Genomic DNA, 25,620 nt, shown 5'->3' on the forward strand with positions numbered 1-25,620 from the left:
TCATTACTTTTATTATAGCGAATAAACGTTCGTAAAAAAAGTTAATTAAGGCTCATTTCTTAAACTTTGCTACGTTAAAATCGGCTAAAGATTTTAACGACTCTCGTTACGAAAACAGCCTTAATTATTATTAGTTTGTCTGTTACAATAGTATAAGGTATTTTATTTCGTCTGTGGAGGCCGGAGAATGAGAATTGAAGAAATTAAGAAGGTACTTTCAGAATTCACGCTTTTTAGGGAATTAGATGACTATGAACTAGCTAAGATTGCCAATATTTCTATTGCCCGAGAATGGAAAAAGCAAAGTCATGTTTTTCTTCAAGGTGATCCATTAGAAAATGTATACTTTATTTATGCTGGTAAAATCAAGATCTACAAAAGTGATATTAATGGGAAAGAACAGATTGTAGCCATAATGAAAAAGGGAGAAATGTTTCCTCACGTTGGTTTTTTTAGAAAAGGTGATTACCCTGCATATGCCGAAGTTCTTGAACCATCAACCCTTATCGCTGTCCCGATTTCTAAATTTGAAGGCGTGCTGATCGAGTACCCTGAGCTAAGTATTAAAGTCTTTAAAGTACTTGGTGAAAAAATTGTTGATTTACAAAACCGATTGGAAGAACAAATTCTAAACAATACATATGAACAAATTATCAAATTATTAATACGCCTTGCACAAAAACATGGTAAGGAATTAGAAGATGGTACCATCCAACTTAAATCCGAATTTACCAATCGCGACCTTGCGAATATGATCGGGACCACAAGAGAAACAATCAGTAGAACCCTTACTAAAATGAAAAAGGATGAACTAATTGAAGTTGATCAGCATGGTGATATGATCGTCGATATCGAAATTCTTATGGAAGAAATTAATTTAATCTAAAAACCGCAGCCTCCGATTTAGCTGCGGTTTTTCTATTCTCTATGCTTTTGAAAGCTCAAGCATGTCTGCCATGTCTTCTTGAGCAGTACCAATTAATTTTAAATTAAATGTTTCTTGAAGTACCTGCAGGACACCTTCTGATATAAATTCAGGCGGTTTAGGACCAATCCTAATATCTTGGATGCCTAAGCTAAATAGTCCTAATAGGATGGCAACTGCTTTTTGTTCAAACCAGGATAAGACGATACTAACTGGAAGTTCATTGATTTCACAGCCAAATGCGTCAGCAAGTGCCATGGCAATCTTGACAGTAGAGCCTGAGTTATTGCATTGTCCAAGGTCGATATAACGAGGGATATCGGTTCCAGAAACAACACCATAGTCGACATCGTTAAATCGGAATTTACCACATGATGTAGTCAAAATAACGGCTTCCGGTGGAAGTGAGGTCGCCAATTCACGATAATATTCTCCGCCTGGGCCAGGTGCGTCACAGCCTGCAATCACAAAAAATCGTTTAATTTTCCCTGCTTTCACAGCGTCAATTACTTCTGGAGCTAAGCCAAGAACCGTTTCGTGGTGGAAACCTGTAAGCAAGGTTTCATCTGACTGGATATTCGCTTCTGGAAGTTCTAGTGCTCTTTCTATTAATTGAGAAAAATCATCGTTGGTGATTTTTTGTACGTTTTCAAGACCAGCTACTTCATAGCTGAACATTCTATCTGCATAAGTACCTTTAATAGGCATTACACAGTTTGTTGTCGCTAATATTGCACCTGGGAATTTTTCAAAAAGTCGGCGTTGGTCATACCAAGCCTTTCCAATATTTCCTTTTAAGTGTGAATATTTCTTTAATGCCGGATAACCATGCGCAGGCAGCATTTCAGAATGGGTGTAAATATTTATGCCCTTTCCTTCTGTTTGCTTCAGTAATTCCTCTAGGGCAAATAAGTTATGACCAGAAACAACAATACATTTCCCTTCAATTTTGTTCTGGCTGACTCGGATCGGTTCAGGAATACCTAGACGCTTTGTGTGTGCTTCATCCAGCATTTCCATGACACGAACAGTAGCTTGACCTACCTTCATGGCCATTTCAATATGTTCTTGAACGTTGAAGTTAGAATTCGTTAATGTTAAATATAGTGCTTCCTGGGTAGTGGTATCTACAAAAGCATCTGTATATCCTAGTTGATTCGCATGTGTCCGGTAGGCTGCAATCCCTTTTAGCCCATAAATAATCGTATCCTGCAGGCTTGAAATCGTCTCATCTTTCCCACAAACACCGACTACTGTGCATCCGCCAGCTGGGGTTTGTTCACATTGATTACAGAACATATATCTTCCTCGCTTTCCTTAAATTACTTATTAAGCATACAAACAGTCGGAAAACTTTTATGTGACATAAGTCACTTTTAAAGACGTTGTAATAAAAGGTTCATAAAGTTAGCTCAAATCTTTGTCAAAGCACCAACCTAAACTTAGAGCATATGATAGGATGAGAAAATTTGGATAGAGGGGGAAAACAGGATGTCGTCCATGATTCCAAGTGATGAAAATAATAATAAGAAAGTGAAACCGGAACATTTCAAAGATTTTTTTAGGTCCATGAATGACCTAATTCATGAAAAACCAGTAAAAGGGTTTCTACAATCGATGGATGAATTTTTCAATAATCCTTTTCCTAGTGGAGGATTTCCAGTTCAGGTCCGGGACTTGGAGGATGAAACCATTATTTCAGCAGAGCTGCCGGGGATTAAAAAGGAACGAATACGACTAAATATCTTACCGAATCAATTAACGATTACCATCGAAAATCATGAGGTCGAGGCAAAAGAAGATCTTAACAACCACTTTTTTCATAAAAAGGTTTCGCAACAAAGGCTTTCCCGGACCATTTCCTTACCTATGGTCATTAATGAAAGATTGGTTAAAGCATCCTATCGGGATGGTCTATTAACGATTCGCATTCCACTTATTAAAGGAAAAACAATAAACATCGAAGACTAATAGTCTTGATTCTAGAAAAACTTTTCGACAAAAACCCATTAAAAGAGACGGCTATTCGCCGTCTTTCTCTTTTTTATGCTTTAAACATACCACCAAGCCCTTTGACTAAAGAAGACACTTGCGTGACAGCATTTACTAACTGACCAGTGGTATTCACCATCTTGTTAACATCCACTGTACCATCCTGTGATTTAAAAGAGTTCATGAGGGATTGAATTCCTCCAGGCTGTTTAATCATTCCATTTGGTTTTGGATATGGATTCATTCCTTGGTAACCATTCATTTGCGCCATATACGGGTTCTGGGCCATTTCCTCTTTGGGCTGGAGTGGATTTTGAAATAGAAATTGCCCATCTTTTGGAGGGTACTGTCCAGTTGGATTGGGCATTTGCGGAGGTATTCCACCAGGCTGATAGGCTGATTCATATGGTTGATACGGTTGTTGATATTGCTGTTGAAAATAAGGATTTGGTTGTTGATATGGATACCACTCCATGTTCTGTACTGCTTGGTACTGATATGGTAGATTACGGGGAACCGGTTGATAATTTGGTTGATAATAGATTGGACTCATGTAATTCATTTGCCCCGAGTATCCATGATTTAAATAAGGATTTGATCTATTTTTACCAAACATGGGCAAACATCTCCTTGGTGCGTTTTTTCAATACTACACACTATGTAGGAAATAGATTATGGGTGCATATTTTCTTATAGATTTCAATGTCAAAATGAGGAGAATTTTGTCTAAAGTTTAAATATTTTAAAAACTAGGAATCCTTTTTTTTCATGGTACTATTAAAAAAAAGATGAAGGAGGAATTACATATGGTCATACGCTCACTTAAAAGCAAGTTTATTCAAAGTCGGGAATACAACACGGATGATGTTAACACATTATTGGATTTTGCTAAGAAGGCGTATATACATAACGAGATTGACATTAAAGAGTATCGCCTTCTAGTTCGTGAACTTGAAGCTCATGGCGCCGTAATTCCTGACGATTATAAGGAAGACTCCCTCATCGAAAATTCATAAATATGAAAATTACAACTAGACAAGCCCAAAAGAGATGCAGTTTTGCATCTCTTTATTATTTTTTCAGTTCTTTAACAATTTCTACTAGAAAATATTCAACTGTCCGATTGGTATTTAAAAATCTTGATCGGCTTGTTTTTGGGAAAAATGCTTGGATGGATAGTTGTTCTATATGTTCTAAAGTGGTATCAATTTGTTTGGGATGGATATGCTTTTGGGGATTTTTTTTCAACCAATCCTTCATTGTGACATTCCATTCAACCCCTACCACCTTTACCTCATTTGCAAACGGCTTGATTACTTCATTAAAATCAAGCGTGATCCCTGTCTCCCTGGCTTCTTCATAGTATTTAAGACATAATTGATTAAAATCAATCAGTTTTTTTGTTAACTCGAGAATTTTTTCTGACATCGTAAATTTCCCCTTCTTTTTTGCATAATGGCTGTGTTAAACAAGGATGTTGATTTGCGCTCCACTAAGGAAAGCTTCATTGAATAATCACCGCAGGGACAGGCGTTCTTTGCCTGTCACGAGGCACTTCGCTTTCCGCGGGCGGTCGGTGAGCCTCCTCGCCGCTACGCGCCTGCAAGGTCTCACCCTGACCTGCTAGTCCCGCAGGAGTCTCGTGCCTTCCGCGCAAATCAACAGGTTATCGAATCAACAGAATCCTTTAACACAGCCTACATAATAAAAAGCAGCTTTTTTTAAAAGCTACTCCAAGTTTTCTATTCTTATTCTATCGGTAATTAAAAGCCCATTTCAAGTTTAAGCGATCTTGCAATCGAACTTGTTTTTTCTGCTGCATCATCTGTTGGCTGATTTATCCTATCTAACTCTTTTTCAAGTGTAGTGAGTTTTTGTACGGGTGCGGTTAATTTCGTTAACTCTTCATTATTCATTTGAATGCGAAGGTCTGTGAAAGATGCTTCTAAAACAATTTCCAGTTCTTCTAATTGATCATATATTTCTGTCAGCATAGAAAGCAACTTTACTTTTTCTGGCAATGACGAATTCATCAAATTTAGAACCTCCTCGCTTTTATTACTAGTACTATTCTCTTTCGTTTTTACACTTCCTTCCACTCTGACAAAACTAGAAGTGTTTCGTCAAAGAAAGTGCCAATCTGGCATAAATTACCTTCCCATTCGACACTGCTTATTTTCGCATGAAAAATGGAAAAATCGAACAAGCTAAAAAATGGAGGTGTTGATGATGTCAAAAAAGAAACAAAACAAAAAAACTGGCCAATCACAAGTTGGAAATAAAGTTGGCTATGGTGATAAAAAACTCGAAGGACCAAATCGTCCAGCGGAATAATCGGGAAAGCAAGGCAACATTTGCCTTGCTTTTTATATTTTCTTTATATGTGCTGCTTTTTGAATGGCAAGCATTAGTTCAAGTTGGGTTGATTTTTCAAAATACCAATCTGTTAAGTGAATGGTATGTCGATGCCTTGCAGCAAAATGCAGCCATGCTGGAGAAACCAATCTATTCGCGCTCCAATCCTCATATTCATAATGATTATGTTCAATAATCGGAAAAGTCGCTCTTAAAATCGGTGTTTGCCGGTTTGTCCTTGTCTTAAAATATTGTTCGTAATCATTACGAGATCCTGTATGCGGTGTTTTATCGGCAAATTCGAAAAAAACCGAAAAAAGACGCGGATGGGTCAATATCTTTGCTAACCTTTTTCCAAGATTAATTCTCTTTGAAAGGGACTTAAAGCCATTTACACTAGCACCATATAATTCTCCCCCGCATGTCGGAAACAGAACACAACTAAAATGAAGCCAATCCTGAAATTTAAAAATCCATGAGTGAAAAACCTGCTTTTTATACACTGGCTGAAGGATTACAGGTTTATGGATAACATTTTGTTCATTAATAATTAATGCCGTCGTCAGCCGTTCACGATTTCCTTCTCTCCAGTACCTCTCCCATTCGTTTTGAATAAATTTTGAACATTTAAAATATGGAAGGAGATGAAACATCGGACGGTTTATTTTCGTCGAATAGTGATAGAGCAATAATTGCGGGTATACGTCGTGGAAGATTAACCAATTGGCTCGCTCAAAAGTAAGAAATAGCTCCTTCCTTGTTTTCGGCTCTAAGATTTCTCGAAAAATATTTCCCTCCAGATCACACATATTCCATCCGCCATTCCTTGAAACCATACTGGCAAGGAATGACCAAACAATATCTGGGTTCTTTTTAAAATAGGCAAAATAGGCATCTGTCCTTGAAATATTATCGAGATTTTTCTTAGTAGTTTCACCTTCAATTTGACTGATTGTCTCAATCTCATGTATTGTAAGATGATTCATATTCATCTTCCTTATCGTCATATTAGAAGTTTTAGAGAGTCAAGGGTTATTATTTTTATTAGCGTGTGTGTACGAGAAAAATTTATACACCCGATTCTTCAGAGATTTGTTATGATAAGTAATAGCTTGAGAGGTGCTTATCGTGAACTTTAATTACCCAAACGGAAAAAGGTATATTCCAAAAGACAGCGAAACAGAATTTAAAGGAAAGAAACTTAGTAATCCATCCTTTAGTAATCGAGGAATGACCCTCGAAGAAGACTTAAATGAAACGAATGAATATTATCGAGAGAGAAATATAGCCATTATTCATAAAAAGCCAACACCCGTTCAAATCGTCAAGGTTGATTATCCGAAAAGAAGTGCTGCAGTCATTAAAGAGGCATATTTCAAACAAGCGTCAACAACTGACTATAATGGGGTATATAAAGGTAAATACATCGATTTTGAGGCAAAGGAAACGGCTAATCTTACTTCGTTTCCCTTGAAAAACTTTCATCAGCATCAAATCGATCATATGCAGGAAGTCGTTTCACAGGGTGGAATTTGTTTTGTTATCCTCCGATTTTCAAAGCGGGAACAAGTATATTTTCTCCAAGCAAATCACTTGTTATCCTTTTGGGAAAGAATGAAAAATGGGGGGAGAAAATCAATTACAAAAGAAGAAATTGAGCAAAATGCAGTATATATACCGCTTGGATTTCGACCTAGAATTGATTATATTAAAATTATAGATACTCTTTTTCATTTATAAAATGAAAATGGTTGTTGTATGAAAGGAAGGAATTTTATTATGGCAGGAGAATCAAGAGAGGAACGCCGTAAGAAACTCCAACAGTCCAAAGGAAAAAAACAAGCGAAGAAAAAACCTAGTGGCATCGTTAAGAAGATTTTTCTCTCCCTTGTTGCACTGGGCATTGTTGGTATTTTAGCTGGTGTTGGAACTTTTGCTTTTTTAGTAAAGGATACCCCTAAACTGGACCCAAAATTATTAAAAGACCCTATCTCTTCTAAAGTTTTAGATAAAGATGGGCAGTTGATTTCCGAGGTGGGGTCGGAAAACCGCGAGTATGTAAATTATAAGGATATACCCAAACAAGTGGAAGATGCAGTACTAGCAGTGGAAGATGCCCGTTTTTATAAACACCATGGGCTGGATCCCATCCGCTTAGCTGGTGCGGTGGTTGCCAATTTCCGTGAAGGATTTGGTTCTGAAGGTGCAAGTACGATTACACAGCAAGTTATTAAAAATTCATTTTTAACTCCTGAAAAAACCTTGAAACGAAAGGTACAGGAAGCATGGATGGCCTATCAACTCGAACAAAAATATACGAAACACCAAATACTTGAAATGTATATTAATAAAGTCTTTGTATCCGAAAATAGTCATGGACTGGCAACGGCCGCAAAAATTTATTATGGCAAACCATTAAATGAACTAACCCTTGCAGAAGCAGCACAGATAGCTGGAATGCCCCAAAGTCCGAATAATTATAACCCATTTGACCATCCGGACTTAGCAGAAAAAAGACGTAATATCGTTTTAACTTTAATGGAGAAGCATGGATACATTTCAAAAGAAGATATGGATGCAGCAAAAAGTGTACCTGTTACTGCCTCATTAGTTAAAGAAGAGGAACGTGAAAGAGACGAAAAACCTTATGATGCCTTTGTTGATGCCGTCATTGATGAAGTAGAGAAACAAGGTGATTTTGATATCTTTTCAGACGGGTTAACGATTCATACAACCCTCGATAAAAACGCACAGTTGCATGTGAATACGATTCTAAATACCGATGAAGTGATTAAATACCCTGATGCTGAATTTCAAGCAGGAATCGCTCTCATTGATACAAAAACAGGTGAAATCCGTGCCATTGGCGGTGGACGAAACCAAGAGGTCAAGCGAGGCTTCAACTATGCAATCGATACAAAACGGCAGCCTGGTTCAACAATCAAACCTGTTCTTGATTATGGTCCAGCCATTGAATATCTCAATTGGGGTACCTATCAGACCATTGATGATAAACCAATAAAGTATTCAACAGGTCAAGAGTTTGGCAACTGGAATGATAAGTATATGGGCCCGATCTCCTTGCGTACTGCGCTGCAGCTTTCTAAAAATACAACCGCAGTTCAAGCACTTCAGCAGGTTGGTTTAGAAAAGGCAAAAAACTTTGCCATCAACTTAGGAATTCCACTAAAGGAAATTTTTGAATCCTATGCGATTGGCGGCTTTGGTGGAAAAACGATAGGTGTTTCCCCTCTCCAAATGGCTGGCGCTTTTAGTGCATTTGGAAATAACGGAATGTATACACAACCCTATGCGGTGAAAAAAATTGAGCTTAGAGATGGTACTGTCCTTGACACAGCACCAGAAACAAAGCCTGTTATGAAAGATTCTACAGCTTTCATGATTACAGATATGTTAAAAAGTGTTATGGTTTCTCCTGGTACCGGAACGACAGCAAAAGTTCCTGGCCTGCCAATTGCAGGGAAATCAGGTACAACCAACTACACAACAGAAGATATGAAAAAATGGAACATAACTAGCACTAAGGTTGTCCCTGATGCATGGTTTACAGGTTACACAACCAACTATACTGCTGCTGTATGGACGGGTTATTCCAGTATTAAAACGCCTATTCAAGCAGGTGCCGATCAAAAAATTGCACAATTAATCTTTAAAGACCTCATGGAATATGTATCAAAGGATATTAAAACAGCTGATTTTCCTGTTCCAGATAGTGTTCAGAAGGTTAGGATTGAAAAAGGCTCTATGCCGCCAGCACTTGCAAGTGAGTTCACTCCTGATAGTGAGGTTATTACAGAATACGCAGTAAAAGGCCATGTCCCAAAAACGGTGTCAGAGAAATATAACAAGATTGCGGCTCCAGTCAATCCGATTGCTAATTACGATGCCGGAAAAAATGTAGTGACACTAACTTGGGATTACAACAATCCAGAAAATGTTCCAGTTCAATTTGAAATTACCGTAACGGATGGTGTAGAACCAAAAACATCAACTATTTCAGAACGAGTTGTTACCCTTCAAAGTCCGACACCTGGAGCAAAATATAGCATATCAATCGTTGCTATTATTGCTGAAAAGAGAAGTGACCCTGTAACAACCACAGTCGATATACCTTTACCACAACAAGACAAAGAGGATGAAGGTAATGGAAATGGTAACGGGAATGGAAATGGTAACGGGAATGGGAATGGCAACGGGAACGGCAATGGTAACGGCAATGGTAACGGTAGCGGAAACAGTGGCGGTAACGGTGGTGAAGATGGTGGAACCGGTGCAGCGCCTGTAACGACCGAGCCAGTCAATGGGAATGGAAATGGCAATAATAATGGTAATGGCCGAAGATGAAGTTAAAATAAAACGTAAAAAAGCGTCTAGCCCTTTTGGCTTAGACGCTTTTTTAGGATATTTTTTTTCGCATATAGTTTTTCTTGTTCCATCATTAACTCTGAAAGCTGACGGTAAGAATGAAATAAGTTGGGTCTGCTAAGAATAAAAACTAATCTTTCTTCGAGATTAACAGGCTTTATTTCTAAAGAATCAAATGACTCAAGATCTTTACCTTGTCGATCATTGGACAAATATAAAAACTGAATGTATAAGCCAATCCCCTTTTTCATTCCATCGAGCGTAGTTTTCTGGTCACGATTCCGATAAAGAGTTTCAAGTTCCCCTTTAAGCTGATTCCACTCTGCAGCAAGGAGTGGAATAGCTTCATTAACATCAACAGTAGAATCCACTAATTCTAGTTCTTTTAGAAAAGGGAAAATCAGGTTGTTATCCATTCGCTACTTCCTCCCTCCCCTTCATTCTCTTTTTACCTTCTCTGCATAGCTCTACTAAAGGACAGCTAGGGCATTGTGGATTTTGAGCTTTACAATGATATCGGCCAAAGAAAATCAATCTATGATGAGTAACACTCCATTCTTCTATTGGTACTTTTTTCATCAATGTTTTTTCAACTTCTAGTACAGAATCTTTCCAACGGCATATCCCAAGACGCTTACTTACCCTCTCAACATGTGTATCAACGGCAATCGCAGGAATATTAAACGCCACTGATACAACAACATTCGCTGTTTTCCTGCCAACACCTGGAAGTTTTGTTAATTCATCACGGTCAATTGGGACTTCTCCGTTATAATCCTCTAATAATAATCGGCAAAGACTTTGGATATTTTTAGCTTTATTTCTAAAAAGACCGATGGAGCGGATATCATTTTGCAGTTCATCTAAAGATACACGTAAGTAGTCTTCTGGTGTTTTGTATTTTTCATATAGATTCTTGGTAACTTTATTGACGAGAACATCCGTACATTGTGCAGATAATGCCACTGCAATCACTAGCTCAAACGGATTGGAATGGGTTAGTTCACAATGGGCGTCAGGAAACATCTCCCCCATTTTATCTAAACAAAAACGAATTTGTGTATTGTTTAACAAAGAAATCTCACCTGCCAGTTTTTTTAGTATATAAATGGAAACAAACGAGAGAAATTTTCCTCTCGTTTTGTTGAATTTACTGTTCGAGCCAATTATAAAGCACAGAACTAGTTGATGGCTGTGAATCTTGTACAGGTCGGTTAGGCGTTTGCTTTTGACGAAACTTTCGCCCATGATTCTTTGCCTGTTCAATCGTCTTAATGCCATTCTTTTTCCATTCAAAAAGAATCCTGTCAATATAGCGGAAATTTAACTTTCCTGACATAACCGCTTCACGCAATGCCGCCTTGATGATCATGGGATCGTGGTGGTCATCATCCATCCACATTGCCAATGACTCACATTCAAACGGAGATAAAGGACGACCAAATTCCTTCTCAAAGCACGAATAGAGGTCAGTTTCGTCTGTTTTCTTCGTAACTGCTTGTGTCATTTTATTTTTCATTAAAAACTGGTCCACAAGCCTTTCCCATAAGGGAGCTACAGAATATTTTTCAAACATAATTCCTTCGGATGAGGTTTCATCCATAATATCTATTAACCCTTTTTGAATTAATCTTCTAAGCATCTCGTTGCATTCTGAAACTGTAATCGTCATTCGTGATGAAAGTTCTTCTGGGGTTGGAAAGTCATTTCCTTTTTCTATAAAAGTAATAATATTTAATAAAAGAACAAGTTCATATTCATTTAGATTCATATTACGGTACTCAGTAAATAATACAGCAGGGACCGTTATATTCCCTTCCTGAAGCCATGATATTAAATTTGTTTTCATCTTTGCGACACCTCTTGATTAGTATAACATGAACAACCTCACTGAGTAAGAGGGATGAATTATCCAGCTATTGATAGAAAAATGGAAGTGCATTGTACAATCGTCATTACTTTTCGGTCACAAATACATACTCTGATTTTTGATGCCTTGATACATACTTGTTATTCGTAACCCAGAATCGCCATGGATAGTCCCTAGCTTCGCCAGAGTTATCGATTCCAATCCTTTTTCCAGCTGATATGCTTTCCGGACTGAAGCCTTTTGCAATATATAATGGCTGCTTCGACAGTTGATGTCCATAGTCATCCATTGTAATTCCTAGTGATTTTGTCAATTTGCCAGGTCCGTTGGTAAGTTTAGGCAAATCATCCATGCCTCTCCTGTATTTCATAAGCTCGATTCCATAGAGTGGTTCCAGCGCTCGAATCAAAACAGCTTCAGGCTTATCTTCCCCTCCGCTAACTACATTGAAAAGGCAATGTGTATGCATAAAATAAGTATAGGCAAGTCCGCACCGATGAAACATAACCTCTGTTCTTGCTGTACGTTTGTTATTATAGCTGTGTGCAGCCCTGTCACTAGGACCGATGTAAGCTTCTGACTCAACAATATATCCTGCCGCAATGCCATCAGTCGTTTCTTTTACCAGGAGGCATCCAAGTAATGCCTTAGCGAGTTCGAGAGTTGACTGTTGATAAAAGGCATCAGGTAATGGAACGATTTCTTTTGCAAATTCTGCCAAGTTGTCTTCCTCCCAAAGTGATTTTTAAAGGATTATTTTTAAAAATCTTACTCCTTCTAAACCAATACTTCAAGCGAAGATATATCTACAAAAGAATCCGAACGGAAAAACTAGCAGCCTTTGTATTACGAAAAGTTATTAAGGACAAAACTAGATTCAAGGGACAACAGTAAACAGTACAAAAAAGCATATAAGGAATCGATAGCTGAACAAGTAGTACGATTGATTCAGACCGGGAAAATTGTCTTAGAGGAGGTGTCGCAATGACCAAGAAAGAGGTAATGAAATTATTAGTACTCATTGAATCGGTTTATCCCCATTGCATTTTCAAGAACGAAACCATTCAGCAATGGTTCCAGTTTTGTTCTGAAATGGATTATGACAAAGTTTTGACTAAGCTAAAAAACCACATACGCAAAAGTCCTTATCCACCGACAATTGCGGATATTGCGGTATTTCACCTTGAAAAAAATAATTTTCAAGAGAGGTTACAGAAATGGATGAAGAATGAGCGTAAGAGATTTGAATGCGAACGTAACAATGCGATGCGTCCAATACCCGACTGGCTTCTCGAATATTCAACAAGAAAATCTATTTGAAGCGAAGGGCATCCTAATTGGTGCATTTTTCTTGCTCCGGTGCTAATGAAATCACCTTAGAGCCTTGCCATTTTTCGCAAAAGCGATGTGAGCTTTCTGTTTCAAGTTTTATTAGGTAGAGAAGTGTGTTTGAGGCTTGTAAAATTGGAAATTTATTGTTTTTTTGATAGAATCATAGAGTTAATTAACTTCGATACCAAAAGACATATAAAGGACTGATTGTGTGATAAACCGTGTTCTAGAAAAACTGGAAACTGCCCTTGAAGATTGGGAACTGATGAAAAGAGCTTCAGAGAATGAAACCGAAGATTGCGCTGAACGGTTTGAGATGCATTTTTATGACTTTATTGACGAATTGAAGATTTGGTTTCAACATCTAGAACATGCACCATCTACAATTGAAGAAGCAGAAAACCTTATCGAAATTAAAGAAATCATTGAACGTTTACCTGCACCTCTGGAACTCAATTTTTTAACAGAACTTGAGCTAATAGTTGAAGGAGAAGATCAAGTCCGCTTTGATTAAAACACATCTTTGGAACATGACATGGGGTACATTAAATTAATTAAAATAACTTTTAGTCTGTTTTTGGTAACTAAATGATAAAAGACATTCAGCTAGAATGTCTTTTTGGTTTAAGGTATATTTACTTAATTGTTTCTTAAACCCTCCTTATTCTCAAACTACTATAACAAAGCTGTTTATTAATTAAAAATATCCCGTTTTTTAAACATCGAGCTCGCAAAACGCCACATCACTTTTGGTTTGGTCAGCCATTGAATATTGGCGTCATTTTCTTGATTTTGAAGGATTTTCGCAGCCAGAAACTGTGTTACAGGTTCGACCTTGTCGCCTAAAATGTTGAAAATTTTTCGATTGTGTTCATTAAGTGAGTTACTTAAGAAATCAGTTGCAACCATACCGGGACTTAGTGTTCCTATCTTTACATTCGTATCCTTCGCTTCAATTGCCAAAGAACGAGTAAAATAACTAATCGCACTTTTGGATGTCCCATACAAAGTCATCCATGGCCGCATCATCCCATTACTACCGAAACCCTCCATGTTAAAAATTTGTCCATCTCCCTGTTTTAGCATATGATTGATAGCCACATGACTTCCATTTAGGACACCTAATAGATTCGTACGAACCACCTTTTCATACTCTAGATCAGTCAGTTCCCAAAAATATTTTCTCACCTGGTCAATTCCTGCATTATTAATCCAAATATCAATTTTCCCAAACTCTTTTTCAGCCGATTCCCAAAGTGTCTCCAGGTCATCACGATTCTCCACTGCTGCAGGAAACCCCTGAACAGTATCCGAAAAATTTTCTTGGAGATTCTCTAAGGCGCGATTGACACTTTCATGTGACTTTCCGTTAATGGTCACCTTACAACCTAATTGTAAGAATTCCCGAGCCAAACCATATCCAATACCTCTTGTACTCCCAGTGATGATAATATGTTTCATTGGTTATGACATCTCCTTTTCTGTATAAAGTCGCTTACCTCCATTATAAATCTGTTGAGAAACCGTTGCTACGAGCAGAGTCACATTTAAAAAAACATAGTTTTAAAAGGATCACTCGTTTTGGTCATCATCTGCTTGATGATGACCTTTTTCACGGCTTTTTTCTGATATTTGGTTATCATTCACTTCATGATGACCTTTTCCTCTGCTTTTTTCTAATATTTGGTTATCATTCGCTTGTTGATGATCTTGAATCGACAAAAGGAACCCCCCCTATGGGTTATTGCTTTTATTAGACACTCTCATAACCGAAGCAAATATACTAGTAAAATATTCAAAGGCACCTCCCGTCTGGAAGGTGCCCCCTTGTTTTCATAACTTAACACATTGGCTCGTGTTCTTCGAAATCATTTTTATCATACCCTCAACAAGGCTCGGAACTTCTTCGAAGGCGCTTTTTATGTGCAGTCGTTCAGTTCGTTTATGGGCATCTTTTCCAAGTGGTCCGACATTTAAGACAGGTGCGTTAAGTTTGGCCATTTTATCAAATGGTATACTGTAACTGCTTCCCCATACCGGCGTGTTCGCTTTAAAGGCAGTCCACCCTTCCCCTTCATCCTGGTAGTTAACATAGCTTAAGTCACTGATTCCGTTGAAATAATGAACTTGTTTTACAGGCAGATTGAATTTTTCTAGTCCTTTTTCCCTGACATATTGAACACAGTTCTTAACTAGATTATCATCAGAGGAATTAACCGCTGGATAATAAGGAGGGGCAAATAGTAAGACTATGGCTGGTGCAAGCTCCTGACATTCTATCATCAAACTATCTGCAATCCGCAATGATTTTTCACGGTCATCCCAGTTAGTATTCGCCTGAACTTGAGCCTTCCTATCCTCCAAGAACTGAAATCCAAATTTGCGGACTGCATGTGTTTGTAAATCTTCATATCGCAATACCCGGACCTCGCCAACTGGCTTTATGGATTGCTTTAAACAAATTTCTTTATACGCTTGATTGCAAGTCTGTGCTGCCTCAATGGCAACCCTTTCAAATATCTCCATAATTTCTTCTGCATTGCGGTTCATTAAAAACACGTTATATAATGCTGATGAACGGTATGGTGTTTGAGTCGAGTAGTCCAATCGTAAATCTTTTTGTTGCAGGGTTACAGGAAGCGGTGTCGTTTCTCCCTTTACTTTTTCCTGTAGGCTCGAATTCCACTCCATTCGTTGAGTCAAAAATGAAGCAATATATGGTGCAGTAATGCCACTGAGTGGTTCGCCTACATGTGTTTCTTTTCCATAAAAGAGTGCGGATGGCATTATCTTTCCAATTGATCCGGAATATACATAAAAACTTCGATCACCCGGTTCCTGCGTAAATACCGGCTCCCCATTTAGAAAAAGTTTATAGCTAAGAGTATGCTTGTCTTTTAATTCCAGCAGTTTCGTAACCGCTGCCCGCATACCAGCAGAATTCACTTCTTCATCAGGGACTGTCAGCAGGAGGATATTAATTGGCCATTTCTCAACCGTTGCTTTTTCCAATAATCCCATATGCATCGCAAGCCCCATTTTCATGTCCATGGTGCCACGTCCAAATAAATATTCACCAGATGTGAGATCCCGTTGGGCATCCCCATCTAACTCATTAATTCTATTTAAAAGTAATTTCGTCAATTCTTCCGGCTGATAGGCATATTCCTCAAGGTCCCCATACTCTTCTGTGTTTACCGTATCAAAATGACTTAATAAAACAATCGTTTCCTTTGCCTCAAAATGCTTATATAACCCCGTTAAGAACCGCCGCCCCAAATCAGCCTCATGAAGACCCAAATGACTGGGGTTCTCCTGAAAATAACGTAATTCCTTTAACTTCTCCTGAACCCTGCTAGGAAACTCCCGCTCCCCAGCCGTTAGCGTCATACTCCGCCAACTCACCAACTCACACAATAACCTTCGCAGTCTATCCGGTGTCCCCCACCTAAGTTGTTCCATATTCAAGACTCCTTTACTTTTCCTATATTTCGAAGTGTCCGCCTGGGGTGGAAAGTGTCCACGGGCGGTGCCTGTCACCGTTCTTTTTTCACCGTTATTTTATCCTTTTATATTTGTTTCTGAATTCGCCTTTGTTTGTTTGCTTTTGAGGTAATAGGATAGGTAGCATATTGCTAGGAATCCTATTCCGATGAGTAGTCCAATCAACTGGGTTGGGTCAAAGGCTAGGAATATTAGTATGGATACACAGAATACGATACATATGATTGGAATTAACGGATAAAATGGTACTTTGTATTGCAGGTCTGCTAATTTCCCACCGTCTTGCAAGTATTTACGTCGGAACATAAATTGAGAGAGCGCAATTCCAATCCAGGAGATGGTCACGGAAATTCCGGCGACAGACATCAAGAGAACGAATACTGTATCTGCAGCAATAATACTTGTCAGTAGTGATAAAAGTGAAAATACCATTGTATACATAAGGGCTGCAAATGGAACTTTCCGTTTTGAAAGCTTACCAAACCGTTTTGGCGCCATCCCCTCATGAGCCATAGCCCATAAAAGTCGGGTTGAAGCATAAATACATGAGTTGCCAACTGATAAAATCGCTGTCAGGATAACAAAATTCATAATATCAGGTGCGAACGGAATTCCAGCCAAATCCATTAACGTAACGAATGGGCTTTCCAGTAATCCGAGCTCTTCAGTTGGAAAAATCGCTGATAAGATAATAATAGAGGCAAGATAAAAGACAATGATTCTAAACAACACGTTTCGAATCGCCCGAGGAATGTTCTTCTGCGGCTCTTCGCTCTCCCCGGCAGCAATCCCAATTAATTCAGATCCTTGATAGGAAAAAATAACATTCATCATCGTCACAAAAAGAATGGCAATTCCAGCCGGGAAAAGACCAGATGGAGCCAGGTTTTCTAATAATGGAGCCGGTCTGTTCTCGAGAGGAATTATTCCAAAAATGGCCCCTGCACCAATGATAATAAAGAAGATTACCGCTACTACCTTTATACCAGCAAACCAATATTCTGCTTCAGCAAAACCTCTTGTCGTTAAGGCATTTAGTCCGAATAACAGCAAGATAAAGGCTGCACACCATATCCAGACAGAGACATCTGGAAACCACCTCTGCATCAGGATACCGGCGGCGGTAAACTCCACCCCTGCTGTAGTGGCCGATCCGATAAAATACATCCATCCTAAAGAAAATCCGGCAGAAGGGCTAATGAATTTACTGGCATATGTCTGAAAAGATCCTGTTACAGGCATATAGACGGCGAGCTCTCCTAGGCAGACCATGACAAGGTACAAAATAATTCCGCCAAATATATACCCGATCAATGCGCCGCCCGCTCCTGCTTGATTAATGGTATAGCCGGCATTTAAAAACAAACCCGTACCAATGACTCCCCCTAACGAAAGCATAAATAAATGGCGACGTTTCATTGATCGAACTAACTGATTTTGCTGCCCCTCTTGTTTCATTGTTTCCATTCCCTCACCCACCCCATAAATTAGATTGACCCCTTCGCTCATTTAGGCTGTTTTCTTAACGATTGTTGTTAAAATCTTAAAGCCGATTTTAACGTGGCAATAGTTATTTTGTTCCAATGAATATAGTTTGCAAGCTCTTTTCTTATAAAAATTATGCTGTTTTCTGCTAAGACACAGCATAATCATATATTTTTGTTATAAAAAGCAACAAAGTTTAAGAAAAGAGCCTTTATTAAAAACGCAGTGACAAGCAGCTTAATCCACCATCCTGCTTACGGAATTCAGACATATCGAGCTCAATTGTCTTGTAGCCAGCATTATTAACTTTTTGTTTCGTTAATGGATAACCTGAAGGAATGATGACATAGTCATTCACACGAATACAATTAGCTGCGTACTCCTCTTCTGGTGGAACAATGATTTTTTGATAGCTATTAAACTCTGGATGATCGATGAATTCTCCTGCGACCACAATTGTTTGGTTTCCTAAATAAGTAATTCCTGTTTTTAAATGAAAGAATTTTTCCAACTGAACAATAGTGCCTTTATAACCTTCCGATTCTACTATCTGCTTTAACTGCTTCGCACCATCAAGGTTCGTTCGCGCAGAGATCCCGATATAAAAATGATCCTCAATCTGAAGGATATCCCCTCCGTCAAGTGTCCCTGGACCCTTAATGTAATAAATAGTTTCATAGAAAGACTTAATGACAGGTTCCATCTCATGAATTTCCCCATTTCGGGAAAGTGCTCCTGGATAAGAGATGACAGCAAACGTTGGAGTCAGGACCGCTGTATCTTCTACAAAAGTTGAATCAGGAAATTCGATAGTACTCGGAAGGATTGTTACTTCTGTTCTACATTTTTTTAACGCCTCAATATAAGCCTGATGCTGCACTAATGCTTTTTCAAAAATTGGGCTTCCTAAATCAGAAGTAGTCAATCCACTGATATAACTTTCACTAGGTATTTTCACAATCGTATTCTTAAACATCATTGCATCCCCTTTTTTTAATCTCTCACCACTGGACATGTAAGACAGGTCGGTCCTCCTGTTCCTAAATAAGAAATTTCATTTCCGTCATATTCGTATACAGTTGCGCCTGCTTCAAGCAACTGCTCCTTTGTTGACGGATTCCCCGAAACCATCACACAGATTCTCGGTGCTAAGGCGAGTACATTGCAGCCGAGTTTGTGGTACTCTTCTTCCGGTACCTCAATTAAATGAAATCCGCGCTGGATTAGTAACTGGCGTAGAAATACCGGCATGAGTCTTGAATAAACAACTGCTAGATTCTCATCTACGATACTAATAAATGACATAAGATGAAGACATTCCTCTTCCCCCTGATCATGCGGTAATTGAACGACGATACACTCGTCTACTAGATCCTTTGTCATTTCCTTGATTTGCCGGATCGCTTCATCATTCGTTCGATATCCTCGCCCAATCAATAACGTACGATCATCGAGCCAAACAAGGTCTCCACCATCAGATACCGCTTCACCTATTAGTTCGCCTATAATAGGAATGTTCTTTTCTTGTAAAAATTGTTTATAGGCTTGCGCTTCTGACTGACGTAACTTTTTTCCCGATTTCAAAATAATTGCCCCAGCCTTAGTGAATTTCACAGGGTCATGGGCATAAAGCGAGTCTAAACCAACGGTCTCTGAAGCTGGTAAAAATTCAATTTCTGCGACATGTTCTTTTACAATCGCATAAAACTGTTCATATTCATGATGTGCTTTTATGAAGTCCGGTTCGTTGAGGTAATTGTATCCTTCCCACTCATTCCTTAGATGCTCCTGACTGATAAAGGCATCCTTTGGATGTTTTAATATAACTTTTTTTAAATTTTTATACATAGATGACATCAAACCAACCGCCTTTTTTCCGCATAGTGGAAATCTTTTTCCTTTAATGGAAGTCTATACTATGATAATATAAAAAGTAAAAATACATGTCAATATATTTCGAATTTACTGACTAATGAATTTAAGAGGTAGGGGTTGACTACAATGCAAACCATTGACCGGGCCATGCAAGTAATGAAAGCTCTAGCTGATAGCGATACGAAAAAATGGTTCTCAATTACAGATTTATCAAAGGATTGTGATTTGCCTATTAGTACGATTCATCGTCTTTTGCAATCGATGATGAAGCACGGATTAATTCAGCAGGATCACAAGCTAAAACTCTATTCACTGGGATATACGTGGCTAGAATATGGCTTACAGATGTATGATAGCTTTGATTTTGTCGGGCTGATCCGCCCGGAAATGGAGAACTTAATGCATGAGGTGGAAGAGAGTGTTTATTTTAGTAAACCCATAGGCTTAGAAGCTTTAGTTGTTGAAAGAATCGATTGCCCTCATAACCCAATTCGGATTTATGATCAGTTGGGAATCAAAATTCCTATGAATATTGGCGCTGCAAATAAAGTCATGCTGGCACATATGAATAAGGAAGAAGCTTTAAAAATTATCGATGTCTTAGTACCTAAAGAAGAAATAGCGTCCTTCCTGGAAATGCTAGATACCATTCATCATAAGGGCTACGGGGAGAGTCACGGCGAAAGAACGAAAGGTACCTCTTCGGTCGCAGCACCTATATTCAATCACTCGAACGAATTAGTAGGAGCATTAAGCATCGGTTATGTAAACTTCAACCAAATTGATGGGAAACAGCAGTTGTTAATCGAAAAAATACTCCAAGCTAGCCTGCGTATTTCCACAAAACTAGGAAGTAAATGTAAACTCCATAAAGTACATAAACATAACTAAGAACCTGAAGAAAAGAGCAGGATTCTGCTCTTTTCTTCAGGTTGGATGTGATTCAAAATGGAATTTTACCTACCCAATTTCATCAAAGTTTCATTTTCGATGCAAATTTACACTTTTTTTTACATTTCATGATTTATTTACCGACTTACTCCTTCAATGAGCGAATTTTGTTGTTCAATGGGCGAATCCAAAAAAGTTCATCTCTTCATGCACTCCGTATTTAGATAAAATATTAAACAAAAATCTAAAAATTTTGAATTTAAAAAATTCCTTGGATGTCCTATACTCTTCTAGAGTTACACAAATAAGTTTATAGGAGTTGATTAGTTGAAAGCGCTTACTAAGATGTTGGCGATGGTACTTTCTTTGGTTATGGTTTTGAGTGCAGTTCCTGGGATGTCTTTTGCTGAGGAGGAAATGAAACAAATCCGGGACACCTCGCAATTAAAATGGGAAAGTATCTCGTTCGGTCAGTCTACTGATTTAAACTTTTCCGCAAATGTCCTGCCTAATAAAATTGGCACCAATTACGCGAAACCGGAGGTGCCAGGGACCATTGATGGGGCGATTACATTGGAAAGCCGCGGCGGAAAACTGGCACCTGGCCACGATGGATTAACGTTCTATTACACCAAGCTCGACGCGAAAACTGATAACTTTGTTCTCGAGGCCGATCTCACCATTGAACAATTTGGACCTGAAACTGGTGCTGCACCTAATGGTCAGGAAAGTGCGGGAATCATGGTTAGAGACACCATTGCTGCACCAAGGCAGGACCCGATGATGACAGGGTACGAAGAGGTTCCGGCTGCTTCGAATATTTTTGGTGTCGGCATGATGCGCCACGGAATCAGCCCGATCTATCGGACGGGAGTCGTGTATCCATGGGGCAATTTAGGCAGTCAGTTAAAAGCGACCGGATTTACAACGGATCCAGCCTATACTCTGCCAATCGGAACACCGGTCAGGGTCAAATTAGAAAGAACAGACACTGAATTTATCATGTCAACCACGTTCACACATTCTTCGGAACAAAAGACGTTTGAGACTCGGGTGAAAGGGGCCGATTTGGTACAAATCCTTGACCCCGACCATATGTATGTTGGTTTTTACGCAGCAAGAAATGCAAAAATGACGGTGAGGAATGCGAGCTTGACGCTCAGCAATGCCCATACCGTTCCAACACCTCCGGCACCGCCGGCAAAAGAAAATGCAGTGATAAACATTGTTTCCGCACCGGAATCAGGCTCTGCAGATTATAAACTGAGAGTGCTTGCGAACTACGATGGCTCGATTTCTGTAACGAGAGACGGGAAAGAGGTCGTAGGCAAGACAGCCGTAGTGAAGAATGAAGTATATTCCTTCGAAACCAAATTGGAAACCGATAGCACCGAGTTTACCATTGTTTATACACCAATAGATGCGCCTTTGACGGCAGCTATTACGAAAACCATTAAGGTAACGAAAAAGATTTTTAACAGTGGGGAAGGATTGTTTGTTTCTCCAAAGGGAACCAGCACTGGAAAGGGTACGATAGCGGATCCAATGGATTTAGAAACGGCGATTAAGTACGTCCTACCTGGTGAATCGATTTTTATGCGGGAAGGAACCTATACGCCTTCGGCCATGCTGAACATTAAAAAGGAATACAGTGGTTTAATGGATCAAGTGAAAACGATTGCTGCCTATAATGGTGAAAAAGTAACCATCGATGGCCAAGGAAAGCTTGCCAATGTGATTCAGCTGAATGCCGATTACTGGCATGTGGCGGGATTCCATATCACGGGCGCCACAGCTAATGGGATGAGGGTGAGCGGTGATCACAATGTGGTCGAGCAAATGCTCTTTAACTTTAACGGCGATACCGGTCTACAAATTACAGGAAGCGGTACGAACCCTGATTTATGGCCGAAGTACAATCTGATTCTTAACTGCGAATCACATGATAACCGCGACCCCCGTGATGAAGATGCAGACGGATTTGCCGCTAAATTAGGGGTCGGCGAAGGCAATGTGTTTAAAGGGAATATCGCCCATCACAATATTGATGACGGCTGGGATTTATATAACCGGACAAATGAAGGCGCCAATATGCCGATCACATTAGAAGGGAATATTGCCTATTCGAACGGAAAGTTGAGCAACGGCTATAACAAAGATGGCAATATGGGCAATGGATTTAAACTTGGCGGTGAAGGTCTTCCGGTCGCCCATATCGTTCGCAACAATCTTTCTTTTGACAATAACATGGACGGGTTTACCGACAATTTTAATCCGGGAAAAATGATTGTTGAAAACAATACTTCTTTTAATAATAAGCGCTTTAACTATGTGTTCCGGATCAATCCATATTTCAAGGCTGAAGAACAGGGAATTTTCAAAAATAACCTTTCCTTTAGGACGAAGACAGGTGCATTAGCCGATTTTATTTCTGGTGTAGTGGATGAAACAAACTTCTTCTATAACGGATCAGAATCGGTGAACAGTAAGGGAATGACTGTAATGAATGAGGATTTTGTCAGCCTGGACGTCCCTGCCGCATTTACACGCTCTAAAAAGGGAACCATCCAATTTGGCGATTTTCTTCGATTGTCCCCTGCCAGTGCCCTTAATAAGGCAGGTTCAGGACAAAGCAATGTGGGCGCACTGGAAGCAAATCCACTGTCCATTAAAGTAAAAGGTCCTGATTCCTTGAAAGAGGGAGAGACTGGAGAGCTTGTTGTAATGGGAATTTATGCGGATGGCTCAATGAAAACATTGAGTGCCGATGTTGAGTATGCCAGTAAAGACTCAGCAATGGCGGTGGTAGAGGACGACGGTTCCATCCAAGCAGGTAAGAAGGGAAAAACGATGATTACGGTCAGCTACCATGACTTGAAAGCGGAGCATTATATTCATATTAAACAAATGCCGCCAGGGCAGAAAAAGAAACAATAGTATTCTATTGGTAAGGAAAATTAAATCGTTAGAAATTTACCTGGGTCAAGCATCATGCTTGGCTCTTTTTCTATATGGTACTCGGCAATTTCCTCCATTTACCAGCAGACCCACCGGTTTGCGGCTTTTTCCAATGCAAAAAAAGCCAGGCGAACCGTCCCTCCGGTTTTCAAAAAGTGCACCTTACTTGCATGAACAACCAGCGAACGTTATTATTTAAGATTGGTAAGACCGTTTTCAATATCAGGTTTTTCTTTTTAAACTCCTAGGAGGAAACGAAATGAATGTCATTGAGGTTCAAGATTTACGGAAAGAATTTAACTCCTATTCAAGCCGGCCAGGTTTGGCTGGAGCTTTTCGAGACTTATTTACAAGAAATTATAAAGTCCATGCCGCTGTGGATACTATTTCCTTAACAGTTAAACAAGGGGAAATGGTTGGCTATATTGGCGAGAACGGAGCTGGTAAATCAACGACGATTAAAATGTTAACCGGAATTTTGACACCTACTTCAGGTTCCATTATCGTAAATGGGATGAACCCCCATAAGCAGCGAGAAGAATTCGTGCGAACCATTGGCGTTGTGTTCGGTCAGCGGTCACAGCTATGGTGGGATATTGCCGTTCAAGAGTCCTTCCGGTTATTAAAAAAAGTATACCGTGTTTCCGATGAGGACTATAACCGTCATATGGGACATGTGATAGAGACGTTAGAAATCGGTCCATTACTAGATAAACCGGTACGAAAGCTGTCCCTTGGACAACGGATGCGCTGCGAATTAGCCGCCGCTCTCGTACACAATCCTCCGCTCCTCTTTTTAGACGAGCCAACGATTGGACTAGATGTTTTAGTGAAATTAAAAATTCGTAAGTTTCTGCAGGAAATTAACGAGGAATATAAAACAACCATTCTTTTAACGACACATGACTTAACGGATATTGAAGCCCTTTGTGAACGAGTGGTGTTATTAGATGAAGGAAAAATCATCTATGACGGTAAGCTGAATCAGCTTCAAGCACATGCCGTTGAAGGAAAACAAATCGAATTCGAATTTTTGTCAGAAATCTCTCGCAGCAGCCTGCCTGGTACCGGAAATATTCTATGGGAACAAAAGGACGCGACAACCTGGCTTGGGGTTATCAATGGCGATGAACAACTGGTCTCTCAATTAATTAGTGATGTCATACAAAGAAATCCGATTAAAAATGTTCGAATTAATGAGGTTTCGACTGAAGAGATTGTCCGCAAGATTTATGAAGAAGGAATGGCCCTCACATGAGTATGTATGTGGAAATGATTCGGGTTCGTTTTTTAATGATGCTCGCCTATCGGACAAACTATTATAGTGGAATCCTAATTTACAGCATCAATATTGGAGCCTACTATTTTTTATGGTCTGCGATTTACGGAGGGAAAGAAGAAATTCAAGGATTATCAGTCATTCAAATGACCACCTATGTGGCAGTCGCCTGGATGGCAAGAGCGTTTTATTATAACAATATTGATCGTGAAATAGCGGCTGAAATTAAAGATGGCAAAGTCGCGATTGAAATGATTCGTCCCTATAATTATTTAGGGATGAAAACCATGCAGGCACTGGGAGAAGGAATCTTTCGTTTATTATTTTTCTCTGTCCCAGGTATGATCATCGTTGCCTTGATTTTTCCAGTCAGGTTTGATGCTAGCTTAACAACGTGGATGTTTTTCTTTGTCTCGCTCATTTTTAGTTTTATTGTCAATACACATATCAACCTATTAACGGGAATGATGACGTTTTTTTTATTTAATAACTCAGGATTGATTCGAGCAAAACGTGTTGTCATTGATTTATTCTCAGGTTTGCTCCTCCCTATTTCCTTTTATCCAGACTGGGCTCAATCTGTAATGTCCTATTTGCCTTTTCAGGCGATCAGTTATGTTCCTAGTATGATTTTTACAGAAGGCTTTGTTGGACAGGAGATTTATAATGCTTTGCTCTCGCAAGCATTTTGGGTTTTCATCTTACTAATTCCGATCCGACTTTTATGGATGCTAGCTAAAAAACACTTAATTGTACAAGGGGGCTGAC

General features: G+C 39.2%; 26 protein-coding genes. 11 read left to right on the forward strand and 15 right to left on the reverse strand.

Annotated features, from left to right (window positions below; all coding sequences use genetic code 11):
- Positions 1-187 precede the first annotated feature (187 nt).
- Positions 188-886 (forward strand): Crp/Fnr family transcriptional regulator, encoded by a 699-nt coding sequence (locus BLR86_RS01040; protein WP_090757799.1) that lies wholly within the window; start codon positions 188-190, stop codon positions 884-886.
- A gap of 39 nt (positions 887-925) precedes the next feature.
- Here BLR86_RS01040 and hcp read toward each other — a convergent pair whose 3' ends face one another.
- The gene (gene hcp / locus BLR86_RS01045) at positions 926-2,224 is read right to left on the reverse strand and encodes a hydroxylamine reductase (RefSeq protein ID WP_090757800.1); all 1,299 of its coding nucleotides are present in this window, start codon (positions 2,222-2,224) and stop codon (positions 926-928) included.
- Between the two features lie 192 nt (positions 2,225-2,416).
- Between hcp and BLR86_RS01050 the strand changes: the two genes are divergently transcribed.
- Positions 2,417-2,896, forward strand: coding sequence for an Hsp20/alpha crystallin family protein (locus tag BLR86_RS01050; RefSeq protein WP_090757801.1), 480 nt, complete (start codon positions 2,417-2,419; stop codon positions 2,894-2,896).
- Between the two features lie 73 nt (positions 2,897-2,969).
- Here the strand turns inward: BLR86_RS01050 and BLR86_RS01055 are convergent, their stop codons facing one another.
- Positions 2,970-3,533 carry a YppG family protein gene (locus tag BLR86_RS01055; protein WP_254782191.1) on the reverse strand — a complete coding sequence of 188 codons (564 nt, stop codon included), beginning with the start codon at positions 3,531-3,533 and terminating at the stop codon, positions 2,970-2,972.
- 190 nt (positions 3,534-3,723) lie between these two features.
- Here BLR86_RS01055 and yppF point away from each other — a divergent pair, with 190 nt between their 5' ends.
- Positions 3,724-3,933 (forward strand): YppF family protein, encoded by a 210-nt coding sequence (gene yppF / locus BLR86_RS01060; RefSeq protein WP_090757802.1) that lies wholly within the window; start codon positions 3,724-3,726, stop codon positions 3,931-3,933.
- Between the two features lie 55 nt (positions 3,934-3,988).
- On the opposite strand, the gene BLR86_RS01065 is transcribed toward yppF, so the two are convergent.
- The 3 genes from BLR86_RS01065 to BLR86_RS01075 form a co-directional block, all read right to left on the reverse strand.
- Complete coding sequence (locus tag BLR86_RS01065) at positions 3,989-4,345, reverse strand: DUF1798 family protein (RefSeq protein ID WP_090757803.1); 357 nt, start codon at positions 4,343-4,345, stop codon at positions 3,989-3,991.
- A 335-nt stretch (positions 4,346-4,680) separates the two neighbouring features.
- Complete coding sequence (locus BLR86_RS01070; RefSeq protein ID WP_254782212.1) at positions 4,681-4,950, reverse strand: hypothetical protein; 270 nt, start codon at positions 4,948-4,950, stop codon at positions 4,681-4,683.
- A 333-nt stretch (positions 4,951-5,283) separates the two neighbouring features.
- Positions 5,284-6,258, reverse strand: a complete 975-nt coding sequence (locus tag BLR86_RS01075; RefSeq protein WP_090757805.1) for a DUF2515 family protein — start codon at positions 6,256-6,258, stop codon at positions 5,284-5,286.
- A gap of 142 nt (positions 6,259-6,400) precedes the next feature.
- On the opposite strand from BLR86_RS01075, the gene recU reads away from it, so the two are divergent.
- Both recU and BLR86_RS01085 read left to right on the forward strand, forming a co-directional pair.
- Positions 6,401-7,012 carry a Holliday junction resolvase RecU gene (recU, locus tag BLR86_RS01080; RefSeq protein WP_090757806.1) on the forward strand — a complete coding sequence of 204 codons (612 nt, stop codon included), beginning with the start codon at positions 6,401-6,403 and terminating at the stop codon, positions 7,010-7,012.
- A gap of 18 nt (positions 7,013-7,030) precedes the next feature.
- Positions 7,031-9,637: a penicillin-binding protein 1A gene (locus tag BLR86_RS01085; protein ID WP_254782192.1), complete on the forward strand. Its 2,607-nt coding sequence runs from the start codon at positions 7,031-7,033 to the stop codon at positions 9,635-9,637.
- A 26-nt stretch (positions 9,638-9,663) separates the two neighbouring features.
- Here the strand turns inward: BLR86_RS01085 and BLR86_RS01090 are convergent, their stop codons facing one another.
- From BLR86_RS01090 to BLR86_RS01105, 4 genes are all read right to left on the reverse strand, one after another.
- Positions 9,664-10,074 carry a YpoC family protein gene (locus tag BLR86_RS01090; protein ID WP_090757808.1) on the reverse strand — a complete coding sequence of 137 codons (411 nt, stop codon included), beginning with the start codon at positions 10,072-10,074 and terminating at the stop codon, positions 9,664-9,666.
- A complete protein-coding gene (gene nth / locus BLR86_RS01095) occupies positions 10,067-10,732 on the reverse strand; it encodes an endonuclease III (protein WP_090757809.1) in 666 nt (221 codons plus the stop codon). The genes BLR86_RS01090 and nth overlap by 8 nt, the downstream gene beginning before the upstream one ends.
- Positions 10,733-10,808: 76 nt before the next feature.
- A complete protein-coding gene (locus BLR86_RS01100; protein WP_090757810.1) occupies positions 10,809-11,507 on the reverse strand; it encodes a DnaD domain-containing protein in 699 nt (232 codons plus the stop codon).
- A 106-nt stretch (positions 11,508-11,613) separates the two neighbouring features.
- Positions 11,614-12,249: a DNA-3-methyladenine glycosylase gene (locus BLR86_RS01105; RefSeq protein WP_254782193.1), complete on the reverse strand. Its 636-nt coding sequence runs from the start codon at positions 12,247-12,249 to the stop codon at positions 11,614-11,616.
- Between the two features lie 263 nt (positions 12,250-12,512).
- On the opposite strand from BLR86_RS01105, the gene BLR86_RS01110 reads away from it, so the two are divergent.
- A complete protein-coding gene (locus tag BLR86_RS01110) occupies positions 12,513-12,848 on the forward strand; it encodes a replicative helicase loader/inhibitor (protein WP_090757811.1) in 336 nt (111 codons plus the stop codon).
- 223 nt (positions 12,849-13,071) lie between these two features.
- Positions 13,072-13,374, forward strand: coding sequence for a hypothetical protein (locus BLR86_RS01115; protein WP_090757812.1), 303 nt, complete (start codon positions 13,072-13,074; stop codon positions 13,372-13,374).
- 179 nt (positions 13,375-13,553) lie between these two features.
- On the opposite strand, the gene BLR86_RS01120 is transcribed toward BLR86_RS01115, so the two are convergent.
- The 6 genes from BLR86_RS01120 to BLR86_RS01140 form a co-directional block, all read right to left on the reverse strand.
- On the reverse strand, positions 13,554-14,321 hold the full coding sequence (locus tag BLR86_RS01120; protein WP_090757813.1) for an SDR family NAD(P)-dependent oxidoreductase: 768 nt from the start codon (positions 14,319-14,321) through the stop codon (positions 13,554-13,556).
- A gap of 111 nt (positions 14,322-14,432) precedes the next feature.
- Positions 14,433-14,582, reverse strand: coding sequence for a hypothetical protein (locus BLR86_RS25870; protein ID WP_175492753.1), 150 nt, complete (start codon positions 14,580-14,582; stop codon positions 14,433-14,435).
- Between the two features lie 111 nt (positions 14,583-14,693).
- Positions 14,694-16,322 carry a M20/M25/M40 family metallo-hydrolase gene (locus tag BLR86_RS01125; protein ID WP_090757814.1) on the reverse strand — a complete coding sequence of 543 codons (1,629 nt, stop codon included), beginning with the start codon at positions 16,320-16,322 and terminating at the stop codon, positions 14,694-14,696.
- A gap of 99 nt (positions 16,323-16,421) precedes the next feature.
- Entirely contained in the window at positions 16,422-17,822 is a 1,401-nt protein-coding gene (locus BLR86_RS01130; RefSeq protein ID WP_090758221.1) for an amino acid permease, read from the reverse strand.
- 241 nt (positions 17,823-18,063) lie between these two features.
- The gene (locus tag BLR86_RS01135) at positions 18,064-18,825 is read right to left on the reverse strand and encodes a dimethylarginine dimethylaminohydrolase family protein (protein WP_090758222.1); all 762 of its coding nucleotides are present in this window, start codon (positions 18,823-18,825) and stop codon (positions 18,064-18,066) included.
- Between the two features lie 17 nt (positions 18,826-18,842).
- Positions 18,843-19,697, reverse strand: a complete 855-nt coding sequence (locus BLR86_RS01140; protein WP_175492770.1) for a dimethylarginine dimethylaminohydrolase family protein — start codon at positions 19,695-19,697, stop codon at positions 18,843-18,845.
- A gap of 153 nt (positions 19,698-19,850) precedes the next feature.
- Here BLR86_RS01140 and BLR86_RS01145 point away from each other — a divergent pair, with 153 nt between their 5' ends.
- The 4 genes from BLR86_RS01145 (at position 19,851) to BLR86_RS01160 (ending at position 25,619) form a co-directional block, all read left to right on the forward strand.
- On the forward strand, positions 19,851-20,615 hold the full coding sequence (locus tag BLR86_RS01145; protein WP_090757816.1) for an IclR family transcriptional regulator: 765 nt from the start codon (positions 19,851-19,853) through the stop codon (positions 20,613-20,615).
- Between the two features lie 327 nt (positions 20,616-20,942).
- Positions 20,943-23,552 (forward strand): right-handed parallel beta-helix repeat-containing protein, encoded by a 2,610-nt coding sequence (locus BLR86_RS01150; RefSeq protein WP_090757817.1) that lies wholly within the window; start codon positions 20,943-20,945, stop codon positions 23,550-23,552.
- A 280-nt stretch (positions 23,553-23,832) separates the two neighbouring features.
- On the forward strand, positions 23,833-24,831 hold the full coding sequence (locus BLR86_RS01155; RefSeq protein WP_090757818.1) for an ABC transporter ATP-binding protein: 999 nt from the start codon (positions 23,833-23,835) through the stop codon (positions 24,829-24,831).
- Positions 24,828-25,619, forward strand: coding sequence for an ABC transporter permease (locus BLR86_RS01160; RefSeq protein WP_090757819.1), 792 nt, complete (start codon positions 24,828-24,830; stop codon positions 25,617-25,619). The genes BLR86_RS01155 and BLR86_RS01160 overlap by 4 nt, the downstream gene beginning before the upstream one ends.
- Position 25,620 lies beyond the last annotated feature (1 nt).

It is taken from the genome of Bacillus sp. OK048 (genome assembly GCF_900103525.1).
Taxonomy (GTDB): Bacteria; Bacillota; Bacilli; order Bacillales; family Cytobacillaceae; genus Neobacillus.

Bases quoted from the DNA above. Each gene is read 5' to 3' on its own strand.
- BLR86_RS01065 (WP_090757803.1), bottom strand. From the start codon at position 4,345: ATGTCAGAAAAAATTCTCGAGTTAACAAAAAAACTGATTGATTTTAAT.
- BLR86_RS01040 (WP_090757799.1), top strand. From the start codon at position 188: ATGAGAATTGAAGAAATTAAGAAGGTACTTTCAGAATTCACGCTTTTT.
- yppF (WP_090757802.1), top strand. From the start codon at position 3,724: ATGGTCATACGCTCACTTAAAAGCAAGTTTATTCAAAGTCGGGAATAC.
- BLR86_RS01160 (WP_090757819.1), top strand. From the start codon at position 24,828: ATGAGTATGTATGTGGAAATGATTCGGGTTCGTTTTTTAATGATGCTC.
- BLR86_RS01085 (WP_254782192.1), top strand. From the start codon at position 7,031: ATGAAAGGAAGGAATTTTATTATGGCAGGAGAATCAAGAGAGGAACGC.
- BLR86_RS01145 (WP_090757816.1), top strand. From the start codon at position 19,851: ATGCAAACCATTGACCGGGCCATGCAAGTAATGAAAGCTCTAGCTGAT.
- BLR86_RS01155 (WP_090757818.1), top strand. From the start codon at position 23,833: ATGAATGTCATTGAGGTTCAAGATTTACGGAAAGAATTTAACTCCTAT.
- BLR86_RS01125 (WP_090757814.1), bottom strand. From the start codon at position 16,322: ATGGAACAACTTAGGTGGGGGACACCGGATAGACTGCGAAGGTTATTG.
- BLR86_RS01075 (WP_090757805.1), bottom strand. From the start codon at position 6,258: ATGAATCATCTTACAATACATGAGATTGAGACAATCAGTCAAATTGAA.
- BLR86_RS01055 (WP_254782191.1), bottom strand. From the start codon at position 3,533: ATGTTTGGTAAAAATAGATCAAATCCTTATTTAAATCATGGATACTCG.
- BLR86_RS01110 (WP_090757811.1), top strand. From the start codon at position 12,513: ATGACCAAGAAAGAGGTAATGAAATTATTAGTACTCATTGAATCGGTT.
- BLR86_RS01140 (WP_175492770.1), bottom strand. From the start codon at position 19,697: ATGTATAAAAATTTAAAAAAAGTTATATTAAAACATCCAAAGGATGCC.
- BLR86_RS01130 (WP_090758221.1), bottom strand. From the start codon at position 17,822: ATGAAACAAGAGGGGCAGCAAAATCAGTTAGTTCGATCAATGAAACGT.
- BLR86_RS01120 (WP_090757813.1), bottom strand. From the start codon at position 14,321: ATGAAACATATTATCATCACTGGGAGTACAAGAGGTATTGGATATGGT.
- BLR86_RS01050 (WP_090757801.1), top strand. From the start codon at position 2,417: ATGTCGTCCATGATTCCAAGTGATGAAAATAATAATAAGAAAGTGAAA.
- BLR86_RS01070 (WP_254782212.1), bottom strand. From the start codon at position 4,950: ATGAATTCGTCATTGCCAGAAAAAGTAAAGTTGCTTTCTATGCTGACA.
- BLR86_RS01100 (WP_090757810.1), bottom strand. From the start codon at position 11,507: ATGAAAACAAATTTAATATCATGGCTTCAGGAAGGGAATATAACGGTC.
- BLR86_RS01090 (WP_090757808.1), bottom strand. From the start codon at position 10,074: ATGGATAACAACCTGATTTTCCCTTTTCTAAAAGAACTAGAATTAGTG.
- BLR86_RS01135 (WP_090758222.1), bottom strand. From the start codon at position 18,825: ATGTTTAAGAATACGATTGTGAAAATACCTAGTGAAAGTTATATCAGT.
- hcp (WP_090757800.1), bottom strand. From the start codon at position 2,224: ATGTTCTGTAATCAATGTGAACAAACCCCAGCTGGCGGATGCACAGTA.